Source organism: Bacillus sp. NP157, assembly GCA_018889975.1.
Classification (GTDB): Bacteria; Pseudomonadota; Gammaproteobacteria; order Xanthomonadales; family Rhodanobacteraceae; genus Luteibacter.
Map to the genome: position 1 here is coordinate 2,597,670 of CP076546.1, position 24,787 is coordinate 2,622,456.

A 24,787-nucleotide genomic window follows, 5' to 3' on the forward strand; every position below is an offset into this window, starting at 1 on the left:
TTGATGCGCCCGTGCGCGTCACCCCTGCGCCCCCGCTTCCCACCCCCCATCTCCCGCTTTTTCTGCCTGTCAATTCTTGCCCCCACCCCCCTCCCCGGTTAGCCTTCTCCATGGCCTGAACCGGCACCCCGCATGACCGTCCGCTTTACCCATCTTCACCTCCACAGCGAATACTCGCTGGTCGACTCGACGATCCGCATCAAGCAGCTGATCGCCGCGTGCGTCCGCGCGGGCATGCCGGCCGTCGCGCTGACGGACGAGAACAACATGTTCGGGCTGGTGAAGTTCTACAAACAGTGCACGGCGGCGGGCATCAAGCCGATCGGCGGCTGCGATATCTGGGTCTCCAGCCCGGACGATCCGCGCCCCTGGCGACTGACCCTGATCTGCCAGGACCGCGAGGGCTATCTCAACCTGTCGCGGCTGGTGTCGCGCGCCTGGCGCGAAGGCCAGGGCACCGGCCGCGCGCTGGTCGACGCCAGCTGGCTGAACGCCAACGCGGTGACCGGACTGATCGCCATCGCCGGCCGCGAAAGCGAGGTCGCACGCGTTGCCCTTTCCGCCGGCCTGCCGGCGGCAAACGCGCGCCTCGGTTTCCTCACCCGCCTGTTCCCGCAGCGGCTGTATCTCGAACTGACCCGCACCGGTCGCCCGGACGAAGAAAACTGGGTGCGCGCCGCCATGGCCATGGCCGGCGAGCACGAGCTCCCGGTCATCGCCAGCAACGACGTCCGCTTCCTGGAACGCTCGGGCTTTGAGTCGCACGAGGCACGCACCTGCATCAACCAGGGCCGTGTCCTCGCCGACCCGAAGCGTCCCCGCGGGTACAGCGAAGAGCAGTACTTCAAGTCGGCCGAAGACATGGCCGAGCTGTTCGCCGATATTCCCGAAGCGTTGGAAAACACGGTCGAGCTGGCCAAGCGTTGCAACCTGGAACTGTCGTTCGGCACGTACTACCTGCCCGACTTCCCGGTACCCGAAGGCCACACGCTCGACACGTACATCCGCGAACAGGCCCAGAAAGGCCTGGAAGAACGCCTCGCCGTCAATCCGATCGCCGCCGGCAAGACGCTGGAGGATTACCAGGCGCGCCTGGACCGCGAAGTCGACGTCATCATCCGGATGGGCTTCCCCGGTTACTTCCTCATCGTGGCCGACTTCATCGGCTGGGGTAAGGACAACGGCATTCCCGTCGGCCCCGGCCGTGGTTCGGGCGCGGGCTCGCTCGTCGCATGGGTGCTGAAGATCACCGACCTGGATCCCCTCCAGTTCGAGTTGCTGTTCGAGCGCTTCCTGAATCCGGAACGCGTGTCGATGCCCGACTTCGACATCGACTTCTGCATGGATCGCCGCGACGAGGTGATCGACTACGTATCGCGCAAGTACGGCCGCGACCACGTCAGCCAGATCATCACCTACGGCTCGATGGCTGCGAAGGCAGTGCTGCGCGATTCCGGCCGCGTGCTCGGCATGGGCTACGGCCAGGTCGACCGCCTGGCCAAGCTGATCCCCGCGCGCCCGCTCGACCTCACCCTGTCCGATGCGCTAGGCCGCTCGGAAAAGTCGAAGAAAGAAACCGATCGCGTCGTCAAGGATTTCTGCGACATCTACGATGCCGAGGAAGAAGCACGCGCGCTGATCGACCTTGCACTGAGCCTGGAAGGCCTCACCCGCAACGCCGGCAAGCACGCCGGTGGCGTGGTGATCGCACCGACGCCACTCACCGACTTCGCCCCGCTTTATTGCGAACCCAGCGGCGAAGGCGTCGTCACCCAGTACGACAAGGACGACGTGGAAGCCGTCGGCCTGGTGAAGTTCGACTTCCTCGGCCTGCGCACGCTCACGATCATCGACTGGGCCGTCAAGGCGATCAACGCGCGTCGTGCCGCCGAAGGCACCGAGCCGCTGAACATCGAATCGTTGCCGCTCGACGATCCGAAGGTGTACGACCTGCTGAAGAAGGCGCAGACCGTCGCTGTTTTCCAGCTCGAATCGCGCGGCATGCAGGGCATGCTCAAAGAGGCCCAGGCCGACCGCTTCGAGGACATCATCGCCCTCGTGGCGCTGTACCGGCCGGGCCCGATGGACCTGATCCCGAGCTTCTGCGCACGTAAGCACGGCAAGGAAGCGGTGGAGTATCCGGACCCGCGCGTCGAGCCGATCCTGAAAGAGACCTACGGCATCATGGTCTACCAGGAGCAGGTGATGCAGATGGCGCAGATCGTGGGGGGTTACACCCTCGGCGGCGCCGACCTGCTTCGCCGCGCCATGGGTAAGAAGAAAGCCGAGGAGATGGTGAAGCACCGCGCGACGTTCCGCGAAGGTGCCGCCAAGGACGGGATCAACGGCGACAAGGCCGACGCGATCTTCGACCTGATGGAGAAGTTCGCCGGCTACGGTTTCAACAAATCGCATGCCGCGGCCTACGCGCTGGTGTCCTACCAGACCGCCTGGCTGAAGGCGCACTACCCCGCCGAGTTCATGGCCGCGACGATCTCGTCGGACATGGACAACACCGAAAAGGCGGTGACCTTCCTCGACGAAACCCGCGCGATCGGCATCAAGGTGCTGCCGCCGGACGTCAACGCGTCGGCATGGATGTTCGAAGCGGTGGAGCCGCGCGTGGTCCGCTACGGCCTGGGCGCCATCAAGGGCGTCGGCCAGGGCATCTGCGAGGAGATCGCCGCCGAGCGCAAGGCGCGCGGGCCGTTCAAGGGCCTGGTGGATTTCTGCCAGCGGATCGGGTCGAACAAGCTCAACAAGCGCGTGATGGAAGCGCTGGTCCAGTCCGGTGCGCTCGACGCGCTGGGCGAGAACCGCGCGACGCTGGTCATGCACATCCCCGAAGCGATGCGCGCCGCCGACCAGGAAGCGAAGAACCGCGCCTCCGGCCAGGTCGACATCTTCGGCAATGCGTTCGGCAACGCCGAGGCACCCAGCCTCATCGAGCTTTCCGGTTCGGTGCCGGAATGGCCGCTGGAACAGCTGCTGCAAGGCGAGCACGACACGCTCGGCCATTACCTGTCCGGCCACCCGACGGATCCATGGACGACCGAACTTGCGCAGTTGTCCAGTTGCCCGATCGGCGAGATCCCACAGCGTTACCAGCCGCCACGGCCGCGGCGCAATGACGACGACGAAGGCGCCAACCGCTTCCGCCGCGGCCCCGACACGCCGTGGACCGTCGCCGGCATGGTCGTCGGCATGCGCAAACGCGGCGACAGCGACGCCTTCGTACAGATCGAAGACGCCACCGGCCTGCTCGAAACCAGCTTCTTCCGCGACGTGTTTACCGACGCCGCGCCGCTGCTTACCCGCGGCAACATCATCGTGGTGGAAGGCGGCCTGCGCATCGACGACTTCGCCGGCGGCTACCAGCTGCGTGCGCGCAAGGCGTATTCGCTCTCCGATGCGATGGAACATTTCGGCCGCCTGCTCACGTTGAAACTCAACGGCGTGGACCCGGATTTCCCGAGGCACCTGAAACATGCCCTGATGGGTTTCCGTGGCGGTCGCACGCCGTTGATGCTCGCCGGTTACCGCAACGGCGTCGGCCAGGCCAGCTTCGAACTCGGCGACGACTGGCGCGTGCGGGCGTTGCCCGACCTGATGCGCACCCTGCGCGCCCTGCCCGGCGTGCTGGGGACCGAACTGCGGATGGTCCGGCCGGCTGACTGAGCCGGCCGGCGCACCGGTCAGGACGCGTCGAGCGACTCGACCACGTGGACATCGTCCACCTGCACGCGGGTTCCGGGGCCGGTGTTCTCGATGGTCAGCAGGACATGGGCTGGTGCAGCGAACGCCGCGCCAGCGCCGGAAAGGTCGACCGTGGTCCATTCCCCTTTCCGCACCGTTGCCTGCGTCGTTGCGATCGGATGCGCGTTCTTGCCCTCGCTGTCGCTCAGGGCGAGCCTCACTTCCACCATGCCGTCACCGGTTTCGCCGAACACGCGCAGTTGGGTGGCGTAGCCCGAGGTGGCCGGGTCGCTCAGCGTATTGATCGCCACGGCCTGCCCTAGCCGCGCGCCCGGCATCAGCACGCCGACCCCAGCCCCCGGGCTGGCGAAGCCCTGGATGGTCCAGCCGACCCCGATGTCGCGCTCGAAATCGCCATTGACGATGGGAAGGCGGCACGCGCCGGGGTTGCCCTGGCTGGTGCACGCCGGCAAGCCGCCGGCACCGGCGCCTGGACCGGCCACGGTCACGATGGAGAACGATAGTGCCGCAAGAGCGGCGGTGAGACGAAGACGCTGCATGGTTTCACTCCATTGAAGGGAAGAGACGGTGCTCCGGCACCGTGCGGCGAAGGCCGCGACGACCGTTCTACGCCAACGACCGACCGTTTCGCATCGGGACGACACACGGTGGGCTCTCGGCCTACACGCCGCCGAGTCATTCGCTTACGATCCGCCCCGAGCCAACGGCGAAGGCTTTCGATTCAGTCAGTTAGCATGACCACCCCCGACCGTACTGCCGCGCACACCACCGGTGCACGGCCCCGGTTATAATGTGCAGTCTTGTCCGGATGCTCCGTATTCATGAATCCCAACTTCCTCGATTTCGAACAACCCATCGCCGAGCTCGAAGCGAAGATCGAAGAACTGCGCCATGCCAGCAGTGGCCAGGCGTTCAACATCGATGAGGAAGTAGCCCGGCTGCGCGAGAAGCTCAAGGTCAAGACGGCCGAGATCTTCCGCAACCTCACGCCGTGGCAGATCAGCCAGGTATCGCGCCACCCGGCGCGGCCGTACACGCTGGATTACATCCAGGGCATGTGCGAAGAATTCCACGAGCTGAAGGGCGACCGCATGTTCGCGGACGACCAGGCCATCGTGGGCGGCCTGGGCCGCATCAACGGCCGCTCGGTCATGATCGTCGGCCACCAGAAGGGCCGCGACACCAAGACCAAGGTCAAGCGCAACTTCGGCATGCCGCGTCCCGAGGGTTACCGCAAGGCGCTGCGCCTGTTCAAGCTCGCCGAACGATTCGGGATCCCGGTGTTCACCTTCATCGACACCGCCGGCGCATGGCCCGGCATCAACGCCGAAGAACGCGGTCAGTCCGAAGCCATCGCCCGCAACCTGCTGGAAATGGCCGAACTGCGCGTGCCGGTGATCTGCACCGTCACCGGCGAAGGCGGCTCCGGCGGTGCACTCGCCATCGGCGTCGGCGATCGCACCATCATGCTGCAGTACTCCACCTACTCGGTCATCACGCCCGAAGGCTGCGCTTCCATCCTGTGGAAGAGCGCCGACAAGGCCAAGGACGCCGCCGAAGTGATGGGCCTCACCGCCGACCGCATCCTCGAGAACGGCCTGATCGACAAGATCGTCCGCGAACCCCTCGGCGGCGCACACCGCAGCCCACAGTCGATGGCCACCCGCCTCAAAGCCGTCCTGCTCAACCAGCTCGACGAACTGGAAAAACTCCCGGTCGAACAGCTCCTCGAGCAACGCTACCAGCGCCTCCGCCGCTACGGCGCGTTCACCGAATGACCGTCACCAGTATTTGATTCGCGCGCAGGCGCGCTCCTACACGAGCCGCCGCGTCAGGCCAGGCCACCGGCCCGCCCGCGCTCTCTCCGGCATGTCTCGCGCAACCTGCAAGAACAGCCCTCGGCGCCCACCCTCGAGGCGAGTTCGTGGCGGCGAGGGGGTTGGGCGGAAGAAGCCCGAAGGGGGCCGGCCACGATGGCCGGCCGTTTCTGCCGAGACAGGAGTCGAGTCAGAAACCTCCGCCCGGCACCCGGTGCGCGGCCGAAGGCCAATAAGAAGATGGGCTGCTGAGCAGCCCCTCCTTGTCGCACGCCAGAACGCTGTCTGAGCAGCGAGGGTGGGCGCCGAGGGCTGGTCCTGCGACCACGCCCGAGCGCTACGCCCGGGTGCTTGAGCGCCCGAGCGCCCGGGCGCCCATGCGCCACGGCAACGTCACGGCCAACGAGTTACGATGCCGCGGCCACACAGGAGCAGCCCATGGCCAACGACGACACCGACAAGCTCGCCGTACTGATCGACGCCGACAACGCACGGCCAGCGATCGTCGACGGCCTGCTCGCCGAAGTGGCCAAGTACGGCACCGCACACGTCAAACGCATCTACGGCGACTGGACCGGTCCCAACCTCAACGGCTGGAAAGCCGCACTGCTCGACCACTCGATCCAGCCCATCCAGCAATTCGCCTACACGTCCGGCAAGAACGCCACCGACTCGGCGATGATCATCGACGCCATGGACCTGCTCTACTCCGAGCGGTTCGACGGCTTCTGCATCGTCTCCAGCGACAGCGACTTCACCCGGCTCGCCTCGCGCATCCGCGAAGCCGGCCTGATCGTCTACGGCTTTGGCGAGTTGAAGACACCCAAGCCCTTCGTCTCCGCCTGCGACAAATTCATCTACACCGAGGTGCTCGTGGGCACCGAAGACGACGACGAGAAGGCGGCCGGCACACCCCTCCCGGCAAGCGAACTGCGCGGCGACACCAAGCTCCTCAACGGCCTGCGCAATGCCATCAAGGACGCCTCCGACGAAAACGGATGGGCCGCGCTCGGCGGCGTCGGCAGCATCCTCAACAAACGCATGCCCGACTTCGATTCGCGCAACTACGGTTATCCCAAGCTCAGCGGCCTCATCCACGGCATCGGCCTGTTCGACGTGGAGGAGCGCCAGCACGGCAACGCGAAGCACGTTTACGTAAAGCTGCGTTCGAAAAGCAAATGAGCGCGTCGCTCGCCGATCACCTCGCCGACGCGATGGCGGACTTGCAGGACGCTAGCCTGGTCGTCGCCTATAGCGGCGGCCCGGACTCCACCGCGCTGCTGCATGCGCTGGCGACGCTGTCCCCTCGGCCGGCCCTGCGCGCGATGCACATCGACCACGGGCTGCAGGCCGAAAGCGGCCTCTGGGCCGTGCATTGCCGGCGCTTCTGCGAATCCCTCGACGTGCCGTTCGAATCCGTTCGCGTCAGCGTGGACCTGAGCCGCGGCGAGGGCATGGAGGCCGCCGCACGGCGGGCACGCCGCAGCGCCTTCACCGCCGCCCTGCGGCCCGGTGAGCGGCTGGTCCTCGCCCACCATCGCGACGACCAGGTCGAAACCGTGTTGCTCAAGCTGATGCGCGGTGCCGGCCCCGAAGGCCTTGCCGGGATGCGTGAACTGCGTCCGCTCGGCGCCGGCGCCCAGTGGCGCCCCTTGCTCGGCCTGCCACGCGATGCCTTGCTCGACCACGTGGCGCTGCACGCACTGGACACCGTGCACGATCCGTCCAATGACGATCCCCGCGTGGCCCGCGCCTGGCTGCGTGGCACGGTGCTGCCGGCACTGCGCGAGCACTGGCCGCACGCGGGACAAAGCATCGTCCACAGTGCCCGGCTTTGCGGCGACGCCGCCGCCTGCCTGCGCGACGGCTGGATGGATGCCTACGCGCGCCTGCGCGGCGCGGACGGCAGCCTGGATGCACCAGGCTGGCTCGACCTGCCCGACGCATGGCGCGGCCCCCTGCTCGACCACTGGCTGCATGCGGCGGGCCTGTCCGCCCCCACCAGCGCACAGCGCGACACGCTTGGACGGCAAGTGCGCGAGGCCGGCGCCGAGCGCTTGCCCATCGTCGGCTGGCTCGATACCGAGGTGCGCGCGTGGCGCGGACGCCTCTGGGCCATGCGGCGCCAGGCCGCCTTCGACACCGGCTGGTCGGCGACCTGGCAGGGCGAGCCGCTGGCACTGCCAGGCGGCGGCTCGATCACGCTGGGCGGCCCACGGCTGCCGAGCCCGGTCACGGTCCGTTACCGGCAAGGTGGCGAAACGCTCAAGCCCGTGGGCGATCGCCACACGCGTGAACTTCGCGACCTGTTCCAGCAGGCCGCGGTACCGCCGTGGGAACGGCCGCGCATGCCGCTCGTGGTCGATGGCGACACAGTGCTCGCGGTGGCCGACCGCTGGCTCAGCGAGGCCGGAAAACCCCTGTTCGACGAGGCCGCGGCAACGCCCCTGTGGCATCGCGGCGATTGATCGAAACGCCTTAGTGAGCTAGTTTTGCCGCCATGCCGAAGTCCCCCGCCAGCGCCGTACCCGCCTCGTCGATCGCCGAGTTCGAGCTCTCGCTCGACGAACTCGAGCAACTGGTTACGCGGATGGAAGGCGGCGAGCTGAGCCTGGACGAATCGCTGAAATCCTTCGAGCGCGGCATCGGCCTTTACCGGCAGTGCCAGACGGCCCTGGAGCAGGCGGAACTACGCGTGCGCCTGCTGCTCGATCCCGAAGCCCCCGATACCGCCGAACCCTTTGATTCCCGCAACGACTGACCTGCCGGCGCCGCTGAAGGCGCTGGTCGGCAGGGCTGACGATGCGCTTGCGCGCTCGCTGCCCGCCGACGACCTGCCGCCCGTGGAACTGCACCGCGCCATGCGCTATGCGGTGCTCGGCGGCGGCAAGCGCCTGCGCCCCCTGCTGGTCTACGCGGCCGGTCATGCCCTGGGCAGCGATGGCCCGGTCCTCGACGCGCCCGCCTGCGCCGTGGAGATCATCCACGCGTATTCGCTGGTGCATGACGACCTGCCGGCGATGGACGACGACGACCTCCGCCGGGGCCGCCCCACGTGCCACATCGTGTTCGGCGAGGCCATGGCCATACTTGCCGGCGACGCGCTGCAGGCACTGGCCTTCGAGATCCTCGCCGCATCGCCGGAAGGCGATGATGCCGGCCAGCGCCTCGCCATGCTGCGCGTGCTCGGTGCCGCCTGCGGCGCCGAAGGCATGGCAGGCGGACAGGCCTTCGACCTGTCCGCCGTGGGTCGCAAGCTGACGCTCGACGAGCTCGAGCGGATGCATGCCTACAAGACCGGCGCCCTGATCCGCGCCTCGGTGCGTCTCGGCGCGCTTGCCGCCGGTTGCCGTGACCAGGAGCTGCTCGGACGCCTCGACCGCTACGGCCACGCGGTCGGCCTCGCCTTCCAGGTCCGCGACGACATCCTCGACATCGAGGGCGAGTCGGCCGTGATCGGCAAGACCGCCGGCAAGGACGCGGCAGCCGACAAGCCAACCTTCCCCTCGATCATCGGCCTGGACGCGTCACGCGCCCGCCTTGGCGCACTCGTCGACGAAGCGCTCGACGCTATTGCGCCCCTGGGCGGGCGCGGTGAGTGGCTGGCCGAACTGGCACGGTATTCGGCTCAGCGCGGGCATTGATCCGATCAGACTGGATGCAATCGCTTTCGCGACAAAGCGTCTCGAATTCACGAGACGTAGCCGCGACACATGGTCGGTCCGCGTCCTCGATGATCGCCAACATATCCACGTCGACGGGAACGCGACACAGGCCACTCACCTCGTCGAATTCCCGAATGTCTTCTTCGGAAAAAATGCCTGCTTCATAGAGCTCGACGAATTCCTGGCGCAGGGACTCGATGATTCTGCTCACACCTCACCTCTTCGATCATGCCTTGCTTGAATGCCTCCCCGAGCTCCGCCGACGGCAGCTCGAGATATTTCCTCGCTGCGTGACGGAGTGATCTTCTCTCGTCTTGCGTGATGTTTTCTTTGTCGCTTTTTGAAAAACCATGGACGAATAGATATCGCTCTCCCAGACGAGCCGAAAGCAAGAGTCGATACCCGCTAATCTTTCCGAAGCCCGACCGAGCAATCCTCTTTTTGTAGAGACATCCTCCGAGATCGGCATCGATGAGGCCTGTCTCCATCTCGTTAACCGCCTTGCACAAGACGGCATCCGGGATTTTCTCCCGAGCCTGCCATCGTGAGAAGTCTCTGCGCTTGAGTACGCGCGGCATCCTTGCCTCCAATCACACCTTCGTGGACTTCTAGTCCTTGCGTAACTACCTACTGCACACCTGCGGCAACCTGCGTCAGCAAGCTCGACTGATGAATGCTGACACCATGCGGTCAGCGTTCGAAGAGGCGAACGCTGACTTCTGTGTAGGATGAAGCCTTGGATGATGTACGACAAAAAAGGGGTCGCCTGGGGCGACCCCTTTCGCGCGCAGGCGCGCTCCTACATTGGGTGAGGCGTTGGGGGTGTCAGTTGATCAGGCGCAGGCAGTACGGGTAGCGGTACGTTCCGTCTGCGCTGACCCTCACCGCGGCGACGATGGAGAACACCAGGTTCGCCAGCCATGCGAGGAATACGATCAGGCCACCGATCAGGATGATCGTAAGGATGCCGCCGATGAAGTAGGCAAGCACGATGGTGATCTGGAAGTTCAGTGCTTCCTTGGCCTCGCGCACCAGGTACTGCTTGTCCTGCCTGTCCTTGAAGACCAGCCACACGATCAGCGGAACGATGACATGGAAGAACGGACCCGACAGATGCGTGAGCATCGCGATGTTCTTGTCGTCGGCGCTGGGTGCTCCCAGCGGGGACGGATCGTAAGGCGGAGGCACCGGGGCATAGGGCGGCGGTGACGGCGGCGGCGGGACCTGATCGGACGGGGTACTCATGGCGCGACTCCCTGGGCGATGTCGAGCCCACTGTCCCTTCGCCCCGTGCCCGTGTCAACCGCGACTTGCGGCACGGGGGCTGGAAGTCATGCCCACCCGGGCCGGCTTATTCGCCGGCGATGGTCATGTTCTCGATCAGCCACGAGCCGGTGAGGATGTGCGAGCGATGGTCCACGTCGGCACCGATGGCGACCAGGTTCGAATACATGTCGCGCAGGTTGGCGGCGATGGTGATTTCTTCCACCGGGTAGGCGATCTCGCCGTTTTCGACCCAGAAACCCGAGGCGCCGCGCGAATAGTCGCCGGTGATGATGGACACGCCCTGACCCATCACCTCGGTCACCAGCAGGCCGGTGCCCAGCTTGCGCAGCATCGCCGCGAAGTCGTCGTCGCCGGTCTTCACGAACAGGTTGTGCACGCCACCGGCATTGCCCGTCGAGGACAGGCCCAGCTTGCGCGCGGAATAGCTGCCGAGGATGTAACGCGACAGCACGCCATCGACGATCAGCGGCGCGTCCACGGTGGCGACGCCCTCGGCATCGAACACCGACGAACCGAACCCGCCCGGGATGAGCGGTTTCTCATCGATGCGCATCCACGAAGGCAGGATCTGCTTGCCGACGTGGTCGAGCAGGAAGCTGGAACGACGGTACAGCGAGCCGCCGCTGACCGCGCCGAGCAGGTGGCCGACCAGCCCGCGGGCCAGTTCAGGCACGAACAGCACCGGCGCCTGGCGCGTGCCGAGGCGACGCGCGCCCAGGCGCGACAGGGTCCGCTCGGCCGCCTTGCGGCCCAGTGCCGCGGCGTCCATGAACCGGCTGGCGTCACGCACGCTGTCGTACCAGTAGTCGCGCTGCATGCCTTCGTCGTCGCCGGCGATCAACGCCACCGACAGGGAATGCCGCGTGCCGCGCTCGCGACCGATGAAGCCGTGCGAGTTGGCATACACCGACAGGCTCTGCCCGGCATTGACGCTGGCGCCGTCCGAATTGGTGATGCCCGCCATGGCACGGCCGGCGTCCTCGATGTCGCAACCCAGCCGGATCGCGCTATCCACGTCGATGTCCCACGGGTGCCACAGGTCCAGGTCCGGGAAGGTCGTGGCCATGCGGTCGGCGTCGGCCAGGCCGGCGGCCGGGTCTTCCTCGGTGAAACGGGCGATGGCGCAGGCCTGGTCGATCGTGGCCTGGATCGAATCCGGGTTCAGGTCGGCCGTGCTGGCCGAGCCCTTGCGCTGGCCGAAGAACACGGTGAGGGCGAAACCACGGTCACGGGTGTGCTCGACCGTCTCCACCTCGCCCAGCCGGACGTTCACGTTCAGCCCCACGTCGACGCTGGCGGACACCTCGGCCTGGGTGGCCCCGGCGGCGCGGGCCCGGCGGATGGTGTCCTCGGCCAGGCTGGCGAGGCGGTCGAGGTCCTGGTGGCTGGTGTCGAGGGTGGCAACTTGGCTCACGTGGGCTTCCCGGGGGCTGGCGGTTAGAATGGCAGGCCGCAGGCGGCCGATCCTGAAAGATGGGGTCACGCCGCCCGAATCCAAAGCAACGCACCGCCCATGGTGCCATGGAAACCTTATGAGCATCCGTGCCGGCTACTACCGTCACTTCAAGGGCATGCCCTACCGTGTGCTGGGCACCGCCCGGCACAGCGAAACCATGGAGGAACTGGTGGTTTACCAGGCCCTCTACGGCGAACATGGCCTGTGGGTCCGTCCGGCGGCGATGTTCGCTGAAACTGTTGAACACGAGGGCCGCGTGCAGCCGCGCTTCGCCTTCGAACGTGAGGAGGCACAAGCATGAGGCCCTGGGACGACCATCCGCCGAAGGACGAGGACGAGGAAGACCTCGGCCCGAGCCGCACCGAACTGCGCCGCAACGCGCTGGACATCCTCAAGCTGGCCAACCAGCTGGTGGAACTGCCGCCGTCGCGCATCCCGAAGCTCAACCTGCCCGACGACATCGTCGACGAGATCGCGCGCACCCGTAAGGTCACCGCGCACATCGCGCGCAAGCGCCAGCTCGCCTACCTCGCGAAGATGATGCGACGCCACGACGACGACGCGTTCTCCGACGCCCGTGCGGCGCTGGGTGAAGACCGCGATCGCCAGCGCCAGGAAGCGGCGCACATGCATCGCCTGGAAGCGGGCCGCGAACGCCTGCTCGACGGCGGCGACGAGGCCCTCGGCGCGCTGTTCGACAAGCACCCCGACCTCGACCGCCAGCACCTGCGCTCGCTGGTCCGCCAGGCGCGTGCCGAACGCGAGGCGAACAAGCCGCTGCATGCGTTCCGCGAGATCTACCGGATCCTGAAAGAGCTCGAAGCCTCCGGCGAATAACCCCGCGCTCCTACACATGCACGGGCGTGGGTTTCGTCAGGCGGCGGTGCCGCCGACGGTCATGCCATCCACGCGTAGCGTCGGCTGGCCGACGCCTACCGGCACGCTCTGCCCGTCCTTGCCGCACACGCCCACGCCCTCGTCGAGGGCGAGGTCGTTGCCGATCATCGACACGCGGGTCAGCACTTCGGGACCGGAGCCGACAAGGGTCGCGCCCTTCACCGGCCGGGTGACCTTGCCGTCTTCGATCAGGTAGGCCTCGCTGGCCGAGAAGACGAACTTGCCGTTGGTGATGTCGACCTGGCCGCCGCCGAAGTTCACGGCATACAGGCCCTTCTTCACCGAACGGATGATCTCCTCCGGCTCGCGGTTGCCCGCCAGCATGTAGGTATTGGTCATGCGCGGCATCGGCAGCTGGGCAAACGACTCGCGGCGGCCGTTGCCGGTGGACTTCACGCCCATCAGGCGCGCGTTAAGCTTGTCCTGCATGTAACCCTTGAGGATGCCGTTCTCGATCAGCGTCGTGCATTCCGTGGGCGTGCCCTCGTCGTCGATGCTGAGCGAGCCGCGGCGACCCGGCAGCGTGCCGTCGTCGACGACGGTCACGCCTTCGGCGGCGACGCGCTGGCCGATGCGGCCGGCAAAGGCCGAACTGCCCTTGCGGTTGAAGTCGCCTTCCAGGCCATGGCCGATCGCCTCATGCAGCAACACGCCGGGCCAGCCCGGGCCGAGCACGACGGTCATCATGCCGGCCGGCGCGTCCACCGCGTCGAGGTTGACCAACGCCTGGCGCACGGCCTCTTCGGCAAAGGCATGCGCGCGGCCGTTTTCGAGCAGCTCGCGATAGCCGTAGCGACCGCCGCCACCGGAATGACCCTGCTCGCGGCGGCCGTTCTGTTCGGCGATGACCTGCACGTTGAGCCGGACCAGCGGACGCACGTCGGCGGCCAGCGTGCCATCGGACGCGGCGACCAGGATCGTGTCCAGCGTCGCGGCGAGGCTGACCACCACCTGCTTGACGCGCGGATCGCGCGAGCGGGCATAGGCGTCGACCTCACGCAACAGCGCGATCTTTTCTTCGTTCGGCAGGCTCTCCACCGGATCGATCGCCGGGTAGAGGCCACGACCCGTGGCGATGGCCAGCGGCTTGCCCGCACCGGCACCGCCCTGCGCGATCGCGCGCGCCGCCCGCGAGGCTTCGAGCAGCTGCGGCAGCACGATTTCGTCGGAGTAGGAGAAACCGGTCTTCTCGCCGGAGATGGCGCGGACGCCCACGCCCTGCTCGATCGAGTGGCTACCGTCCTTCACGATGCCTTCCTCCAGCACCCAGGATTCGCTGCGCGAATGCTGGAAGTAAAGGTCGGCCGCATCGATGGACGGACCCATCAACTGGGAGAACACGCGGTCAAGGTCGGTGGAAGCGAGGCCGCCCGGGGCGAGCAGGCGCCGTTCGGCGAGGGTGATCAGGGAATCCATCAAGGCTGCCGGTGTCGAAACAGGAATACCCCTACGTGGGGGCGTGGGCGACCAGCTTAAACCCCGGCGCCCCGGCTGGCGAATGGTAGGATCGGCCCCGCACACCAGCGGAAAGGAAAGCGAATGAGCCAGGGAAAGAAGCGGGCCGCAGCCCGTCGCGTCGCCACCGCCCCCGCCCGCCGGGCAGGCGCCGTCGTCGAGGAGACGGTGGAACTGCTGCACGGCAGCGGATCGCTGGACCCCGGAAAGGCCATGGTCAGCACGGCCATCGCCTTCTCACTGGCCTTCCTGTCGCTGCTGGCGGTCATCGCCTTCCATTTCCCGCAGTACCTCACCACGCCCGACCTCCGCCACAAGTACTCGGTGGACCTGCTCCGACAGATCCTGCTGGGTGGCCTGCTGGTGGCGGGCGGCCTCGCACTGGCCAACGTGATCCTGGGGCGTCGTCGCAACCTGAACATCGGTGCGTTCGTGATGGTGCTGGCCGCGGTAGCGCTCGGCGGCGCGCGCGTACCGGTCGGCAACTTCCCCGACCACACGCCCTACATCGGGCTGGACTGGTTCATCCTCGACCTGCTCGGTTCCACGCTGGTGTTCGTGGTGCTCGAGAAGCTGTTCCCGCTATACCGTGGGCAGTCCGTGTTCCGGTTTGAATGGCAAACCGACATGAAGCACTTCGCGGTGAACCACTTCATCGTCGGCCTTGCGCTGCTGATCGTGAATTTCCTGATCCACCACGCGTTCGGCTGGCTGGTCAACAGCGACTTCCAGCGCACGGTGGCGTCGATCCACTTCGTGCCACAGCTGCTGCTGTGCATCCTCGTCGCCGACCTTGCCCAGTATGCGACGCACCGCGCTTACCACGAGGTGCCCTTCCTGTGGCGTTTCCACGCCGTGCACCACAGCGTGAAAACCATGGACTGGCTCGCCGGCTCGCGCCAGCACATGCTGGAACTGATCTTCACCCGGGTCTGCGTGCTGGCGCCGCTGTACGTGCTTGGCTTCAGCGAAGCGGTGATGAACGCCTACATCATCGTCGTCGGCTTCCAGGCCGTGTTCAACCACGCGAACGTGCACCTGCCGTGGGGCCCGCTGAAGTACCTGATCGTGACGCCTGATTTCCATCACTGGCACCATGCGTCGGACGACGAGGCCATCGACAGGAACTACGCCGCCCACTACGCGTTCATCGATTACCTCTTCGGCACCGCGGTGAAATCGAAGAAGGCGTTCCCGGAAAAGTACGGCGTCGTCGGCGATTACATGCCCGACGGATTCATCAAGCAACAGGCGTTTCCGTTCCGGAAACAGCGCTAGCGCTGGGGCGGTGTGGCGGTGCTGGGCAGGCCTTTGTCGATCGGCGTGAAGACGGGTTTATCCCAGCTGCCGGTGACGTGGTAGCGCTTGCGGGCGGCCTGGTTGAGGCCGTGGCCGAGGATGCCTTGCACCGCCAGGCCCGCGGCGGCGCCGACCGGGCCGCCGGCGAGGGCACCGACCACCGGCAGGCTGTTGCCGAGGTGCGGCACCACCAACACTTCCTGGTCGTAGTCGCGGGCCTTCAGGCCCGCGCGGCCCGTGATCGAGATCTCGGCCGCGGGCGCGCGGATCTTCAGGTTCTGCGTGGTCGCGTTGCCGTTGGCGAACTGGAAGTCGCCGGTGATGGCGTCGAAGCCGAAGCCCTTGCCAAGGACGTCGCCGAAATCCAGCGCCATGCGCCGCGGCAACTCGGTGACCGAGACCAGGCCGAACAGGCGGCCCACGCCCGGCTGCACTTCGAGGATGCGCCCGTTCGCGACGTCGATCTTCAGCGTACCGTCCATGTTCACCAACGCCAGCGCCGAGGGCCCACCCGGCCACGTCGCGTCGAGGCGAGCCTCGGTACGGCCGCCCGACATGATGCCGGCGAAGCCCAGTGCGTCGAACATGCGCGCCACGTCTTCGGACGCGAAATCCATCGACAGGTGCGTGTGACTCTTCTTCTCGTCACCGTTCCAGTCACCCGTCGCGGTGATCTGCACGTTCTTCGACTGCGCACGCAGCTGGTCCACGTGCATGCCCTCGTCGGTCGGCCAGGTCTCCAGGCGTGCTTCGCCGAGGCGTGCCTTGCCCAGCCGCATGTCGGTGACCTGCAGGTGCATCGGCGGGAGGCTGGACGGCGCGACGCCGGCCTCGTTCGTATCGGCCGGCTTCTTGCCGCCGTTATCCTTCGCTTCTTCCGCGTGCGCCACGGTCACCGCCGCGGTCGCCGCCTGCCCTGCCGCCGCCTTGCCCTTCTTCGCCGCATCGGCGCCGTCATCGGCGGACGGCCACCACAGCTTGTCCATGCGCGCGGTGATGCCACGGCGACGCAGGTCGTCGTTGGGCACGGTCATCTGCCCGGCCATGCCATCGCTATCCACGCGCAGGCTCAGCTCGCTCGGGCCAGGCCGCGCCACGATATGCATGTTGCTGAAGTGCTGGCCGAAGACCTCGGCATCGTCGGTAAGCAGGTCGAGGCCGGTCAGGCCCGGCCCGCTCGACCCGGTCGACATGCCGACGACGTACTGCACCCAGCCGGATACATCGAGCTTGCTGGCATGGCCGCCGAACAGATACCCCTGTGCCGGCAAGACGGCGGGCGGGGTATTGCCCAGGTTGAACGCGGCGGCCATCGGCGTGGGACCGTTCGGCAGCCGCATGCGCCCGCGCACGATGTCGCCCAGCGCGATGTCCAGGCGCGCACCGTCCACCGGCAGGCCCATGCGCACCGACAACGGCTGCGCCAGCGCAGCGGTTTTTTTCACCGGCGTCGGCATCAGCAGTTCCACGCCGCGCAGGTCGGAGTCGACGCTGAGCAGCTGGCTCGCGTTGCCGCCCGCATCGGCGTGCGACAGGTCGAAGCCGACGCGGAACATGCCGCGACCCTTCGCGATGTCGGACAACCATTTAAGGTCCGGGTACGCCGAGACCATCTCCTCGACCGTGAACGCGCCGCTGACCGCGGCGGTGAACACCTTCGACGGATCGCCCGTGCCGCCGGCGATGCCGATGTCGAGGTCGGCCGGCTGGTCGTGGAAGAGCGCCTTGAGCCCCTTCGCGCTGAAGCCCTTCGCGTCGAACGTCATCGGCCCGGTGATCTTGTCCAGGCGAAGCTTCCAGGCGTCGGCGACGAAGTCGGCGTCCTTCAGGTTGGCCCGGCCGTCGAGCGTGACGTCGCTGGCATGCGCGAGCGGCATCAGCAGGTTGAAGCCGAATTCACCGGTCCCCCCGAGCTTCAGCTTGTCCAGTTCCGCGCGGCTGCTGCTGGCGATGGGGCTGTTCTTGACGAAGTCGAGGAAGCTGCCGCCCGTGCCCGCACCGCTGATGCGCAGGTCGAGCACGCCATCGGCGAAATCCGGGATCGCCGCGGTGGCAGAGCTCACGGCGTTGCCGAGCGAGTGGCCTTCGCTGGCTTCGATGTACATGCCGTTGTTTATGAAGTTGGCGACGGCGGTGAGGCCTTCGGCACGCGGCCAGCCGGTGCCGTAGTCGAGCACGGTGTCGTCGATCAGCGCGCGCGCCTCGAAGCGTCCTTCCTGGTTCTTGAACGGGAAGTCGCGCAGGTTGCCGCGGATCAGTGCGGAGCCGCCAGCGATATGGCCGGACACCAGACCGCGGTTGAGCCAGTTCTGAGAGCCCTCGCTCATCGAATGGATCGGCCAGAAAAGCTTGGCGGCCGGCACGTCGCCTTCGCCGAGCGCCACGTACATGTCCATGAAGGGACCGCTGTCGCCCGGCGGCAGGACGAATTCGCCGCGGGCCTGTCCACCGAAACCTTCGCCACGGAAATCCAGCGGCTCCGCGGCGATGTGCAAACCGCCTTCGTCCTTGTACAGCGCAAGCTCGCCACCCAGCGACGACATCGCGAACGGCTTGCGGAAGACGCCGGTGGCATCGATGGTCGTGGCCTGGTGCGGCAGGCTGAGGACGATGGCTTCGCTGTCACCGTACACTTCGCCGGCAAGCGTCGACAGGCCGGGCAGCTTGCCGCTCGCATCGATGCCCAGGCCAGAGAACGTCGCGTGGGCGAAGCTGAGGCCGTCGTCGCTGTTCCAGTCGGCGCGGAGCGCATCGAAACGACCACGCGGGCGACCTTCGCCCAGCCAGCGCGCCAGCGCGGGCGACACCTGCGGCAACAGGCCGGCCCATGGCAGCAGCGGTGCCAGCTCGAGATGACGCGCGACCACCGTGCCTTCGCTACGCGAGCCGTTCGTACGCAGGACGATCGCCGCGTCGCTGCCGTCGCGACCGGCCCAGTCAATCCGCTGCCCGCCGTTGAAACGGTGTAGGTCGGCGATCCCGTGCAGCCCTGCCGTACGCACGGTGCGGGTCGGACCGCGCACCGCCAGGTTGTCCAGGTCGAGGCTGGACGTGGCACGGACGACGTGCGCATCGCGCCAGTCGAGCCAGGTTTCGAAACGGCCCTTTCCGCCCGCGAGCGCATAGCCCGCCGCGGAGAAATCGCCCGTGAGGGCAGCGAAGTCGACCTGCTCGCCACGCACATAGGCCTTCCCGCTGGAGCCGTCGGCGGCGAAGCGCCCCGCCGCGGACAACACGCCGCTGGCGTTCTCCCGGCGCAGCGAGCCGCCGACCCGGACCACATTGCCCTGCAGGCTGATCCGCAACTGGTCGGCGATCAGTCCGAAGTCATGGTGGGTGGTTTCGTCGGTGATATCCAGCCGGGTGCGGGTGAGCCACAGGTCCGCCGACATGTTGCCGAACGACAGCTTCTGCGTCGTGCCGCCGGCGGCGAAACCGTCGATGCTCCAGCGCCCGTCGGGCGCACGGCGCAGGCCCAGGCGAAGGTCCTGCAGCCGCAGGTTGATCAGGTGGCGCGAGGGCAACACCCACGCACCGAAGTCGAGCTTGAGCTGCGCCTGCGGCAGCCGCAGGGGCGGCGCGCCGGCGTCGCCGCCGATGCTGACATCGCGCATCACGAACAGCGGGCCCGACGGCCGCCAGAAACCTTCCAGCGAGGCGAAATGCACGGGCTTGTGCAACTTCTCGCTGAGCAGCGCGGCGATCCGCTCGGGATACCGCGCCGCCAGGGGCAGCAAAAGCTGGCCGAGCGCCATCGCCATCGCCACGGCGATGACGACGCTTGCGACCAGACCCATTAGGAAAAACCGCAGGCGTCGTGCGCGATGGCGCCAGGCCGACGTCACCTCGCCGGCCACGAACGGCTGGCTCGGTTACAGCAAGACAACATCGAACTGTTCCTGCGAGTAATGCTCTTCGGCCTGGAAGCGGATGCTCTTGGCGATGAACTCTTCGAGCTCCGCCACCGCGGCCGATTCTTCTTCGAGGATGCGACCGACGACCTTGGGGCTCGCCATCACCAGCAGCTTCTGCGCATTGAACTGGCGCACGGCACGAGTGATCTCACGGAAAATCTCATAGATCACCGTTTCCGCGGTCTTCAACGTGCCGCGGCCACTGCACGACGGACATGGTTCGCAGAGCTGGCGCTCGAGGCTCTCGGTGGTCCGCTTGCGCGTCATCTCGACCAGGCCCAGCGCCGACATCGGATAGACGGTGGTCTTCGCATGGTCGCGTGCCAGCCCCTTTTCGAGCATGCGCAACACCTGGCGCTTGTGCTCGTCGTCGATCATGTCGATGAAGTCGATGATGACGATGCCGCCGAGGTTACGCAGCCGCAGCTGGCGTGCAGCCGCCTGGGCCGCTTCCAGGTTGGTGCGGTAGACGGTCTCTTCGAGGTTACGGCTGCCAAGGTAGCCGCCGGTATTCACGTCAACGGTGGTCATCGCTTCGGTCTGGTCGACGATGAGGTACCCGCCCGACTTCAGCGGCACCTCCTTGCGCAGGGCGCGCTGGATCTCGTCTTCCACGCCGTACAGGTCGAAGATCGGCCGCTCGCCCGAGTAATGTTCAATCCGGTCGGACAGCACCGGCATGAACTTCTGGACGAATTTGACGGTTTTCTCGTAGGTCTCGCGTGAATCGATGCGCACTTTCTCAATGCCGTCGTTCAGCGAATCGCGCAGCGAACGCAGCGGCAGCGAGAGTTCTTCGTAGACGCGCTCGCCCAGCTTCGCCTTGGCGATGTTTTCCTGCACCACGCGCCAGACCTTGCTCAGGTAGGTCACGTCGAACGCGAGCGACTCCTCGGACTGCCCTTCCGCATTGGTGCGGACGATGTAGCCCAACGGGTTTTCGCCGATGAGGGGCGTGATGATGTCCTTCAGGCGCTGGCGCTCGGATTCTTCCTCGATGCGCACCGACACGCCCAGGGTGCGCGAATGCGGCAGGAGCACGAGGTAGCGAGACGGGATGGAAAGGTGCGTGGACAGCCGCGCGCCCTTGCTCCCGATCGGATCCTTCACCACCTGGACGACGATTTCCTGGCCCTCGTGGACCAGTTCACTGATAGGTGGCACCGGACCGTGGCCATTCGACTTGCCGCCCTCGGGGGCGTCGGTCGGTGGCAGCGACGGGCGCACGATATCCGAGGCGTGCAGGAACGCGGCACGCTCCAGGCCGATCTCCACGAAGACCGCCTGCATGCCGGGCATGACGCGCTGCACGCGTCCCTTGTACACGTTGCCCACGTAGCCGCGCTTGGTCGCGCGCTCCACGTGGACTTCCTGGAGCATACCGTTCTCGACGATCGCCACCCGCGTCTCACGCGGCGTGACATTGATCAGGATTTCCTCGCTCACCGGCGCCCCTTTTCCTTAAGCCATCGCGCTTTATAGCTGCGCTGAGGCGACATGTCACTGACCCTGCAGCAGCAGGGAAGTTTCGTAAAGAGGCAGCCCCATGACGCCGGAGTAGCTGCCCGCGAGATATTCGATGAAAGCGGCTGCGCGCCCCTGGATGGCGTAGGCACCGGCCTTGCCCATGCATTCGCCGGTGGCGACGTACGTCGCGATGGTGGACTCATCGAGGGCGGCGAAACGAACGGTGGACACCGACGTGACGGATCGCTCGCTCCCCTGTTCGACCAGCCACACGGAAGACACGACGCGATGTTCGCGGCCGGCAAGGCGGCGCAGCATGGCGGCCGCGTCCGCGGCGTCGCGCGGCTTACCGAACACGTCGTCGCCAAGGATGACCTCGGTGTCGGCGCCAATTACGCGCGCGCGCGGTTCGTCGGCGACGCGCGCAAAACCTGCACGCGCCTTGTCGCGCGCCACGCGGCTTACGTAGTCGTCCGGCCGCTCGCCGGCCTGGCGGATTTCTTCCACGTCTACATCGAGCGTGCGGTGGTCTTCGCCAACCTGGCCGAGGAGTTCACGACGGCGCGGGGATTGCGAAGCCAGGTACAGCACGTCGATTCCTTCAGGCGCGATGGTAAGGATGGCCGGCCACCAGCGTGGTGGCACGGTAGAGCTGCTCGGCAAGCACCAGCCGCACCAGCATGTGTGGCAGGGTAAGCGGTCCAAGTGACCAACGCTGGTCAGCGCGGGCCAGCACGTCCGCTGCGTGCCCGTCCGGGCCGCCGATCAGGAAGGCGATGTCACGCCCACCCATGCGCCATTGTTGCAGTTGCAGGGCCAGCTCTTCGCTCGACCAGGTCTTGCCACGGCCATCGAGTGCGACGACGTGGATGTCGCGCGGAAGCGCGGCGAGGATCGCAGCGCCTTCATCGGTGATCGCACGCGCGTCGTCGCGGCCCTTGCCGCGAACGCCGGGTTTGATCTCAAACAGTTCCAGCGGCAGCTCGTGCGAGAGCCGCTTGCGGTATTCGGCGAAGCCTTCGGCTACCCACGCGGGCATCCGCTCGCCGACCGCGACGAGGCGCGCCTTCACGGCGCACTCAGCCGTGGGCGGCGTCGGCGGGCGCGTCGTCGCCCACGGTCCACAGCCGTTCCAGGCCGTAGAACTCGCGGATGCGCGGCAGCATGACGTGGACGATGATGTCGCCCAGGTCGACCAGGACCCACTCGGCCTCGGTCTGGCCTTCCACGCCCAGCGGCATGAAGCCCGCTTCCTTGGCGAACTTCACCACTTCGTCGGCGATCGACTTGACGTGGCGTGCGGACGTGCCGGAGCAGACAAACAGGATGTCAGCGATGGAGGTCTTGCCGCGAACGTCGATTTCGCGGACGTCCTTGGCCTTGAGATCTTCGAGGGCGGCGACCACGCGTTGGCGGAGGTGCTCATTGCTAACGGCGGACTTGGCCTTGCGGGATGCAGTCGAACTCAAGATACGAAAACCTCGTGCGGCGGAATGCCGGTGCAGCGCCAGTATAGCTCCCGCCGCCCCGCCCCGCGTCAACCCACCGAAAACACCCGTGGGACGCGGCCGTACGGGGCCGCCGAGCCCGATGTACCGGCTAAGACCCCCGCCTAAAACCCCAGCGCCCGATAAGGCTCCAACAGGGCAAAATCCTCAAAACACGCCTCAGGCATCAGGAATCGCGGCTCGTTCCCGCCGGCGAACGCCTCGCGGATCGCCGTCGCGGCGATATCCAGCGGCGTGATCTCAATATCCACCACGCTACCCGCCGGCCCGTGCACGCGCGGGGCGCGCCGATCGGCGATGAAATCGGCCAGCTCCGTGGACAGCGCATGCCCACCGCCCGGCCGGGTCAGCACACCGACGTGGGCCAGCCCGAACAGGTCGCGCCACAGGTGCCACGAGGCCAGCCCGGCGAACGCGTCGGCGCCGACCAGCAGCACCAGCGGCCGTTCGGGGCCCACCTCCGCACGCAGCGACGCCAGGGTGTCGACGGTATACGAGGGGCCATCGCGGTCCAGTTCCCGGGTATCCAGCACCAGCCGGTCCTGGCCCTGCAAGGCGGCGCGCAACAGGGCCACCCGCCCCGCCGCGTCGGCGATCGGCGGCGGCCGATGTGGCGGCGTCCGGGCCGGGACCATGCGAACGTCGGCGTCGAGCGCCTCCGCGGCTTCCCATGCGGCCCGCAGGTGGCCGTTGTGGACCGGGTCGAAGGTACCGCCGAGGATGGCGAGCGGACGCGGGTGGCTCATGCGAAAGCCGCCGCGGCGCGTGGCTCGGCGATCGCCGCGATCAGGCGCTCGGCCTCCAGCCACGGATTGCCCTGCTCGCGACCCTTGGCCATGCGGTCGATCCGCGCGGCCCGGGCGAGGCAGGCCATCCAGTGTTCGCGCGGCGCACGGCGGAGCGCCTTGCGGAACAACTGCTCGCGCGCCGGCCAGAGCCGCTCGGCCTTGGCTTGCGCGGCGAAATCGCGGGCATTGGCCAGCCGCAGTGCCAGCTGCAACTGATTGACCAGCCAGCCCATGAGGGCAATGAGCTCGTCGCCTTCGGCATGCAGCCCGGCAAGAATCCTCAAAGCGCGACCACCGTCACCCGCGAAGGCGGCGTCGGTCAGCTTGAATGCGTCAAAGCGGGCGCTGTCGGCCACCAGGCTTTCCAGCGAGGCCGCGTCCAGCCGACGATCGCCAGCGAGCACGACCAGCTTGTCGATCTCCTGGGCGGCGGCCAGGAGGTTGCCCTCGACCCGCTCGGCCAACATGGCCACGGCATCGGGGGTGGCCTGCAGGCCGCGGGAAGCGAGGCGCTGGCTGATCCACTGGCCCCATTCGTTGGGCCGCGGTGCATTGAACACCACCTGGATCCCGCCCTGGTCGACCGCCTTCGTCCAGGCGCCCTCGTGCTTGGTGCTCCACTCGGTGGCGCTGATCAGCAAGGTGGTATCGGGTGGCGGATTGCCGGCAAACCGGGTGATCGCCGCCCCGCCGTCCTTGCCGGCGCGGCCACCCGCGAGGCGCAGGTCGAGCAGGCGCTGGGTGGCGAACAGCGACAGGCCGGCAGAGGCCCGGTCTAGGTCGTCCCAGTCGAAGCGGCTATCCGCCTCCAGCACTTCGCGCTCGGTGAAGCCGAGCCGACGAGCCATGGCCCGCAGCGCATCGGCGGCTTCGAGCACCAGCAGTTCTTCGCCGACCAGCAGGTACACCGGCGCCATGCGGTCGCCCGCAAGGTGCTTGTGCCACTGGCCGGGTTGCATGGGCACCTGGCGACGCGCTTAGTGGGCGGCCGGCGCCGGGGCGACGTCGGCGGCCGGCGGATGGTTACGGGCGGCCTGCAGGCGGAACAGGATCGACTGCACCATGTCGCCGATCAGGCTGCGCTGCAGTTCGTCGGTCTGTGCCGCGGTGCCGATCGAGTTGGTCGCGTCGTAGCTGAACTCACGCGACATGTCGACCTGCTGCGGGGCCACCAGCAAGGTGCCGTCCGGCGACTTCGCGTTGAATTCGACGTGGTAGCGCACCGCGTATTCGGTCACGCGTGCCGTGCCGCTCACGGTCAGCGAGTCGGTACGGAACGTGTTGCTGGTGATCGCCAGCTCGGCAATGCCGGCGCCCGGCTTGTCCACCACCGTGGCATTGGAATTTTCCAGCGCACGCGACAGCTCGCGCTCCAGGCGCCCGCCACCGACCACGGTGAGGTGCACCTTCTGCATGCCCTCGGGCAGGTCCGCCGTCTGGCGCAGATGGAATCCGCAGCCGCCAAGCAAGGCGGTGGCGGCAACGACCAGGGCGATACGGAAGGCGTTCGGGCTCAT

General features: G+C 67.1%; 22 protein-coding genes. 9 read left to right on the forward strand and 13 right to left on the reverse strand.

The annotated features are described in order from the left end of the window. Window positions 1-132 precede the first annotated feature (132 nt). Complete coding sequence (gene dnaE / locus KPL74_11990; protein ID QWT18463.1) at window positions 133-3,678, forward strand: DNA polymerase III subunit alpha; 3,546 nt, start codon at window positions 133-135, stop codon at window positions 3,676-3,678. Between the two features lie 17 nt (window positions 3,679-3,695). Here dnaE and KPL74_11995 read toward each other — a convergent pair whose 3' ends face one another. After that, window positions 3,696-4,256 (reverse strand): hypothetical protein, encoded by a 561-nt coding sequence (locus tag KPL74_11995; protein ID QWT18464.1) that lies wholly within the window; start codon window positions 4,254-4,256, stop codon window positions 3,696-3,698. 282 nt (window positions 4,257-4,538) lie between these two features. Between KPL74_11995 and KPL74_12000 the strand changes: the two genes are divergently transcribed. The 5 genes from KPL74_12000 (at window position 4,539) to ispA (ending at window position 9,178) form a co-directional block, all read left to right on the forward strand. After that, the gene (locus KPL74_12000) at window positions 4,539-5,495 is read left to right on the forward strand and encodes an acetyl-CoA carboxylase carboxyltransferase subunit alpha (GenBank protein ID QWT18465.1); all 957 of its coding nucleotides are present in this window, start codon (window positions 4,539-4,541) and stop codon (window positions 5,493-5,495) included. A gap of 477 nt (window positions 5,496-5,972) precedes the next feature. Beyond that, window positions 5,973-6,716 carry an NYN domain-containing protein gene (locus tag KPL74_12005; protein QWT18466.1) on the forward strand — a complete coding sequence of 248 codons (744 nt, stop codon included), beginning with the start codon at window positions 5,973-5,975 and terminating at the stop codon, window positions 6,714-6,716. Then, window positions 6,713-8,002, forward strand: coding sequence for a tRNA lysidine(34) synthetase TilS (gene tilS / locus KPL74_12010; GenBank protein ID QWT18467.1), 1,290 nt, complete (start codon window positions 6,713-6,715; stop codon window positions 8,000-8,002). The genes KPL74_12005 and tilS overlap by 4 nt, the downstream gene beginning before the upstream one ends. 32 nt (window positions 8,003-8,034) lie before the next feature. After that, window positions 8,035-8,295 carry an exodeoxyribonuclease VII small subunit gene (locus tag KPL74_12015; protein QWT18468.1) on the forward strand — a complete coding sequence of 87 codons (261 nt, stop codon included), beginning with the start codon at window positions 8,035-8,037 and terminating at the stop codon, window positions 8,293-8,295. After that, complete coding sequence (gene ispA / locus KPL74_12020; GenBank protein ID QWT18469.1) at window positions 8,276-9,178, forward strand: (2E,6E)-farnesyl diphosphate synthase; 903 nt, start codon at window positions 8,276-8,278, stop codon at window positions 9,176-9,178. Before KPL74_12015 ends, ispA begins: the two co-directional genes overlap by 20 nt. 182 nt (window positions 9,179-9,360) lie before the next feature. Here ispA and KPL74_12025 read toward each other — a convergent pair whose 3' ends face one another. The 3 genes from KPL74_12025 to pmbA all read right to left on the reverse strand — a co-directional run bounded on the left by KPL74_12025 (window position 9,361) and on the right by pmbA (window position 11,900). Further along, window positions 9,361-9,777, reverse strand: a complete 417-nt coding sequence (locus KPL74_12025; protein ID QWT18470.1) for a type II toxin-antitoxin system RelE/ParE family toxin — start codon at window positions 9,775-9,777, stop codon at window positions 9,361-9,363. Between the two features lie 247 nt (window positions 9,778-10,024). Then, on the reverse strand, window positions 10,025-10,444 hold the full coding sequence (locus KPL74_12030; protein QWT18471.1) for a DUF4870 domain-containing protein: 420 nt from the start codon (window positions 10,442-10,444) through the stop codon (window positions 10,025-10,027). 106 nt (window positions 10,445-10,550) lie between these two features. Further along, window positions 10,551-11,900, reverse strand: coding sequence for a metalloprotease PmbA (gene pmbA, locus KPL74_12035; GenBank protein ID QWT18472.1), 1,350 nt, complete (start codon window positions 11,898-11,900; stop codon window positions 10,551-10,553). 118 nt (window positions 11,901-12,018) lie between these two features. Between pmbA and KPL74_12040 the strand changes: the two genes are divergently transcribed. Then, window positions 12,019-12,243, forward strand: coding sequence for a DUF1653 domain-containing protein (locus tag KPL74_12040; GenBank protein ID QWT18473.1), 225 nt, complete (start codon window positions 12,019-12,021; stop codon window positions 12,241-12,243). Next, on the forward strand, window positions 12,240-12,779 hold the full coding sequence (locus KPL74_12045; protein ID QWT18474.1) for a DUF615 domain-containing protein: 540 nt from the start codon (window positions 12,240-12,242) through the stop codon (window positions 12,777-12,779). The genes KPL74_12040 and KPL74_12045 overlap by 4 nt, the downstream gene beginning before the upstream one ends. Window positions 12,780-12,815: 36 nt before the next feature. Here KPL74_12045 and tldD read toward each other — a convergent pair whose 3' ends face one another. After that, window positions 12,816-14,255, reverse strand: a complete 1,440-nt coding sequence (gene tldD / locus KPL74_12050; GenBank protein QWT18475.1) for a metalloprotease TldD — start codon at window positions 14,253-14,255, stop codon at window positions 12,816-12,818. A gap of 123 nt (window positions 14,256-14,378) precedes the next feature. Here tldD and KPL74_12055 point away from each other — a divergent pair, with 123 nt between their 5' ends. Further along, window positions 14,379-15,572: a sterol desaturase family protein gene (locus tag KPL74_12055; GenBank protein QWT18476.1), complete on the forward strand. Its 1,194-nt coding sequence runs from the start codon at window positions 14,379-14,381 to the stop codon at window positions 15,570-15,572. Here KPL74_12055 and KPL74_12060 read toward each other — a convergent pair. The 8 genes from KPL74_12060 to KPL74_12095 all read right to left on the reverse strand — a co-directional run bounded on the left by KPL74_12060 (window position 15,569) and on the right by KPL74_12095 (window position 24,787). Then, window positions 15,569-19,390, reverse strand: coding sequence for a TIGR02099 family protein (locus KPL74_12060; GenBank protein ID QWT18477.1), 3,822 nt, complete (start codon window positions 19,388-19,390; stop codon window positions 15,569-15,571). The genes KPL74_12055 and KPL74_12060 overlap by 4 nt on opposite strands. 75 nt (window positions 19,391-19,465) lie before the next feature. Continuing rightward, window positions 19,466-20,953 (reverse strand): ribonuclease G, encoded by a 1,488-nt coding sequence (gene rng / locus KPL74_12065; protein QWT18478.1) that lies wholly within the window; start codon window positions 20,951-20,953, stop codon window positions 19,466-19,468. 54 nt (window positions 20,954-21,007) lie between these two features. Then, a complete protein-coding gene (maf, locus tag KPL74_12070) occupies window positions 21,008-21,565 on the reverse strand; it encodes a septum formation inhibitor Maf (GenBank protein QWT18479.1) in 558 nt (185 codons plus the stop codon). Between the two features lie 10 nt (window positions 21,566-21,575). Then, on the reverse strand, window positions 21,576-22,046 hold the full coding sequence (gene rlmH, locus KPL74_12075) for a 23S rRNA (pseudouridine(1915)-N(3))-methyltransferase RlmH (protein ID QWT18480.1): 471 nt from the start codon (window positions 22,044-22,046) through the stop codon (window positions 21,576-21,578). A gap of 7 nt (window positions 22,047-22,053) precedes the next feature. Continuing rightward, a complete protein-coding gene (gene rsfS / locus KPL74_12080; protein ID QWT18481.1) occupies window positions 22,054-22,443 on the reverse strand; it encodes a ribosome silencing factor in 390 nt (129 codons plus the stop codon). A 143-nt stretch (window positions 22,444-22,586) separates the two neighbouring features. After that, window positions 22,587-23,228, reverse strand: coding sequence for a nicotinate-nucleotide adenylyltransferase (gene nadD, locus KPL74_12085; GenBank protein QWT18482.1), 642 nt, complete (start codon window positions 23,226-23,228; stop codon window positions 22,587-22,589). Then, window positions 23,225-24,235 carry a DNA polymerase III subunit delta gene (holA, locus tag KPL74_12090; GenBank protein ID QWT18483.1) on the reverse strand — a complete coding sequence of 337 codons (1,011 nt, stop codon included), beginning with the start codon at window positions 24,233-24,235 and terminating at the stop codon, window positions 23,225-23,227. The genes nadD and holA overlap by 4 nt, the downstream gene beginning before the upstream one ends. Window positions 24,236-24,247: 12 nt before the next feature. Continuing rightward, window positions 24,248-24,787 (reverse strand): hypothetical protein, encoded by a 540-nt coding sequence (locus tag KPL74_12095; GenBank protein QWT18484.1) that lies wholly within the window; start codon window positions 24,785-24,787, stop codon window positions 24,248-24,250.

Coding starts and splice junctions, on each gene's coding strand:
- KPL74_12015 (QWT18468.1), top strand. CDS start 8,035: ATGCCGAAGTCCCCCGCCAGCGCCGTACCCGCCTCGTCGATCGCCGAG.
- KPL74_12055 (QWT18476.1), top strand. CDS start 14,379: ATGAGCCAGGGAAAGAAGCGGGCCGCAGCCCGTCGCGTCGCCACCGCC.
- tldD (QWT18475.1), bottom strand. CDS start 14,255: ATGGATTCCCTGATCACCCTCGCCGAACGGCGCCTGCTCGCCCCGGGC.
- KPL74_12060 (QWT18477.1), bottom strand. CDS start 19,390: ATGGGTCTGGTCGCAAGCGTCGTCATCGCCGTGGCGATGGCGATGGCG.
- KPL74_12025 (QWT18470.1), bottom strand. CDS start 9,777: ATGCCGCGCGTACTCAAGCGCAGAGACTTCTCACGATGGCAGGCTCGG.
- dnaE (QWT18463.1), top strand. CDS start 133: ATGACCGTCCGCTTTACCCATCTTCACCTCCACAGCGAATACTCGCTG.
- KPL74_12005 (QWT18466.1), top strand. CDS start 5,973: ATGGCCAACGACGACACCGACAAGCTCGCCGTACTGATCGACGCCGAC.
- KPL74_12045 (QWT18474.1), top strand. CDS start 12,240: ATGAGGCCCTGGGACGACCATCCGCCGAAGGACGAGGACGAGGAAGAC.
- KPL74_12095 (QWT18484.1), bottom strand. CDS start 24,787: ATGAGCCCGAACGCCTTCCGTATCGCCCTGGTCGTTGCCGCCACCGCC.
- nadD (QWT18482.1), bottom strand. CDS start 23,228: ATGAGCCACCCGCGTCCGCTCGCCATCCTCGGCGGTACCTTCGACCCG.
- KPL74_12040 (QWT18473.1), top strand. CDS start 12,019: ATGAGCATCCGTGCCGGCTACTACCGTCACTTCAAGGGCATGCCCTAC.
- KPL74_12000 (QWT18465.1), top strand. CDS start 4,539: ATGAATCCCAACTTCCTCGATTTCGAACAACCCATCGCCGAGCTCGAA.
- tilS (QWT18467.1), top strand. CDS start 6,713: ATGAGCGCGTCGCTCGCCGATCACCTCGCCGACGCGATGGCGGACTTG.
- KPL74_12030 (QWT18471.1), bottom strand. CDS start 10,444: ATGAGTACCCCGTCCGATCAGGTCCCGCCGCCGCCGTCACCGCCGCCC.
- KPL74_11995 (QWT18464.1), bottom strand. CDS start 4,256: ATGCAGCGTCTTCGTCTCACCGCCGCTCTTGCGGCACTATCGTTCTCC.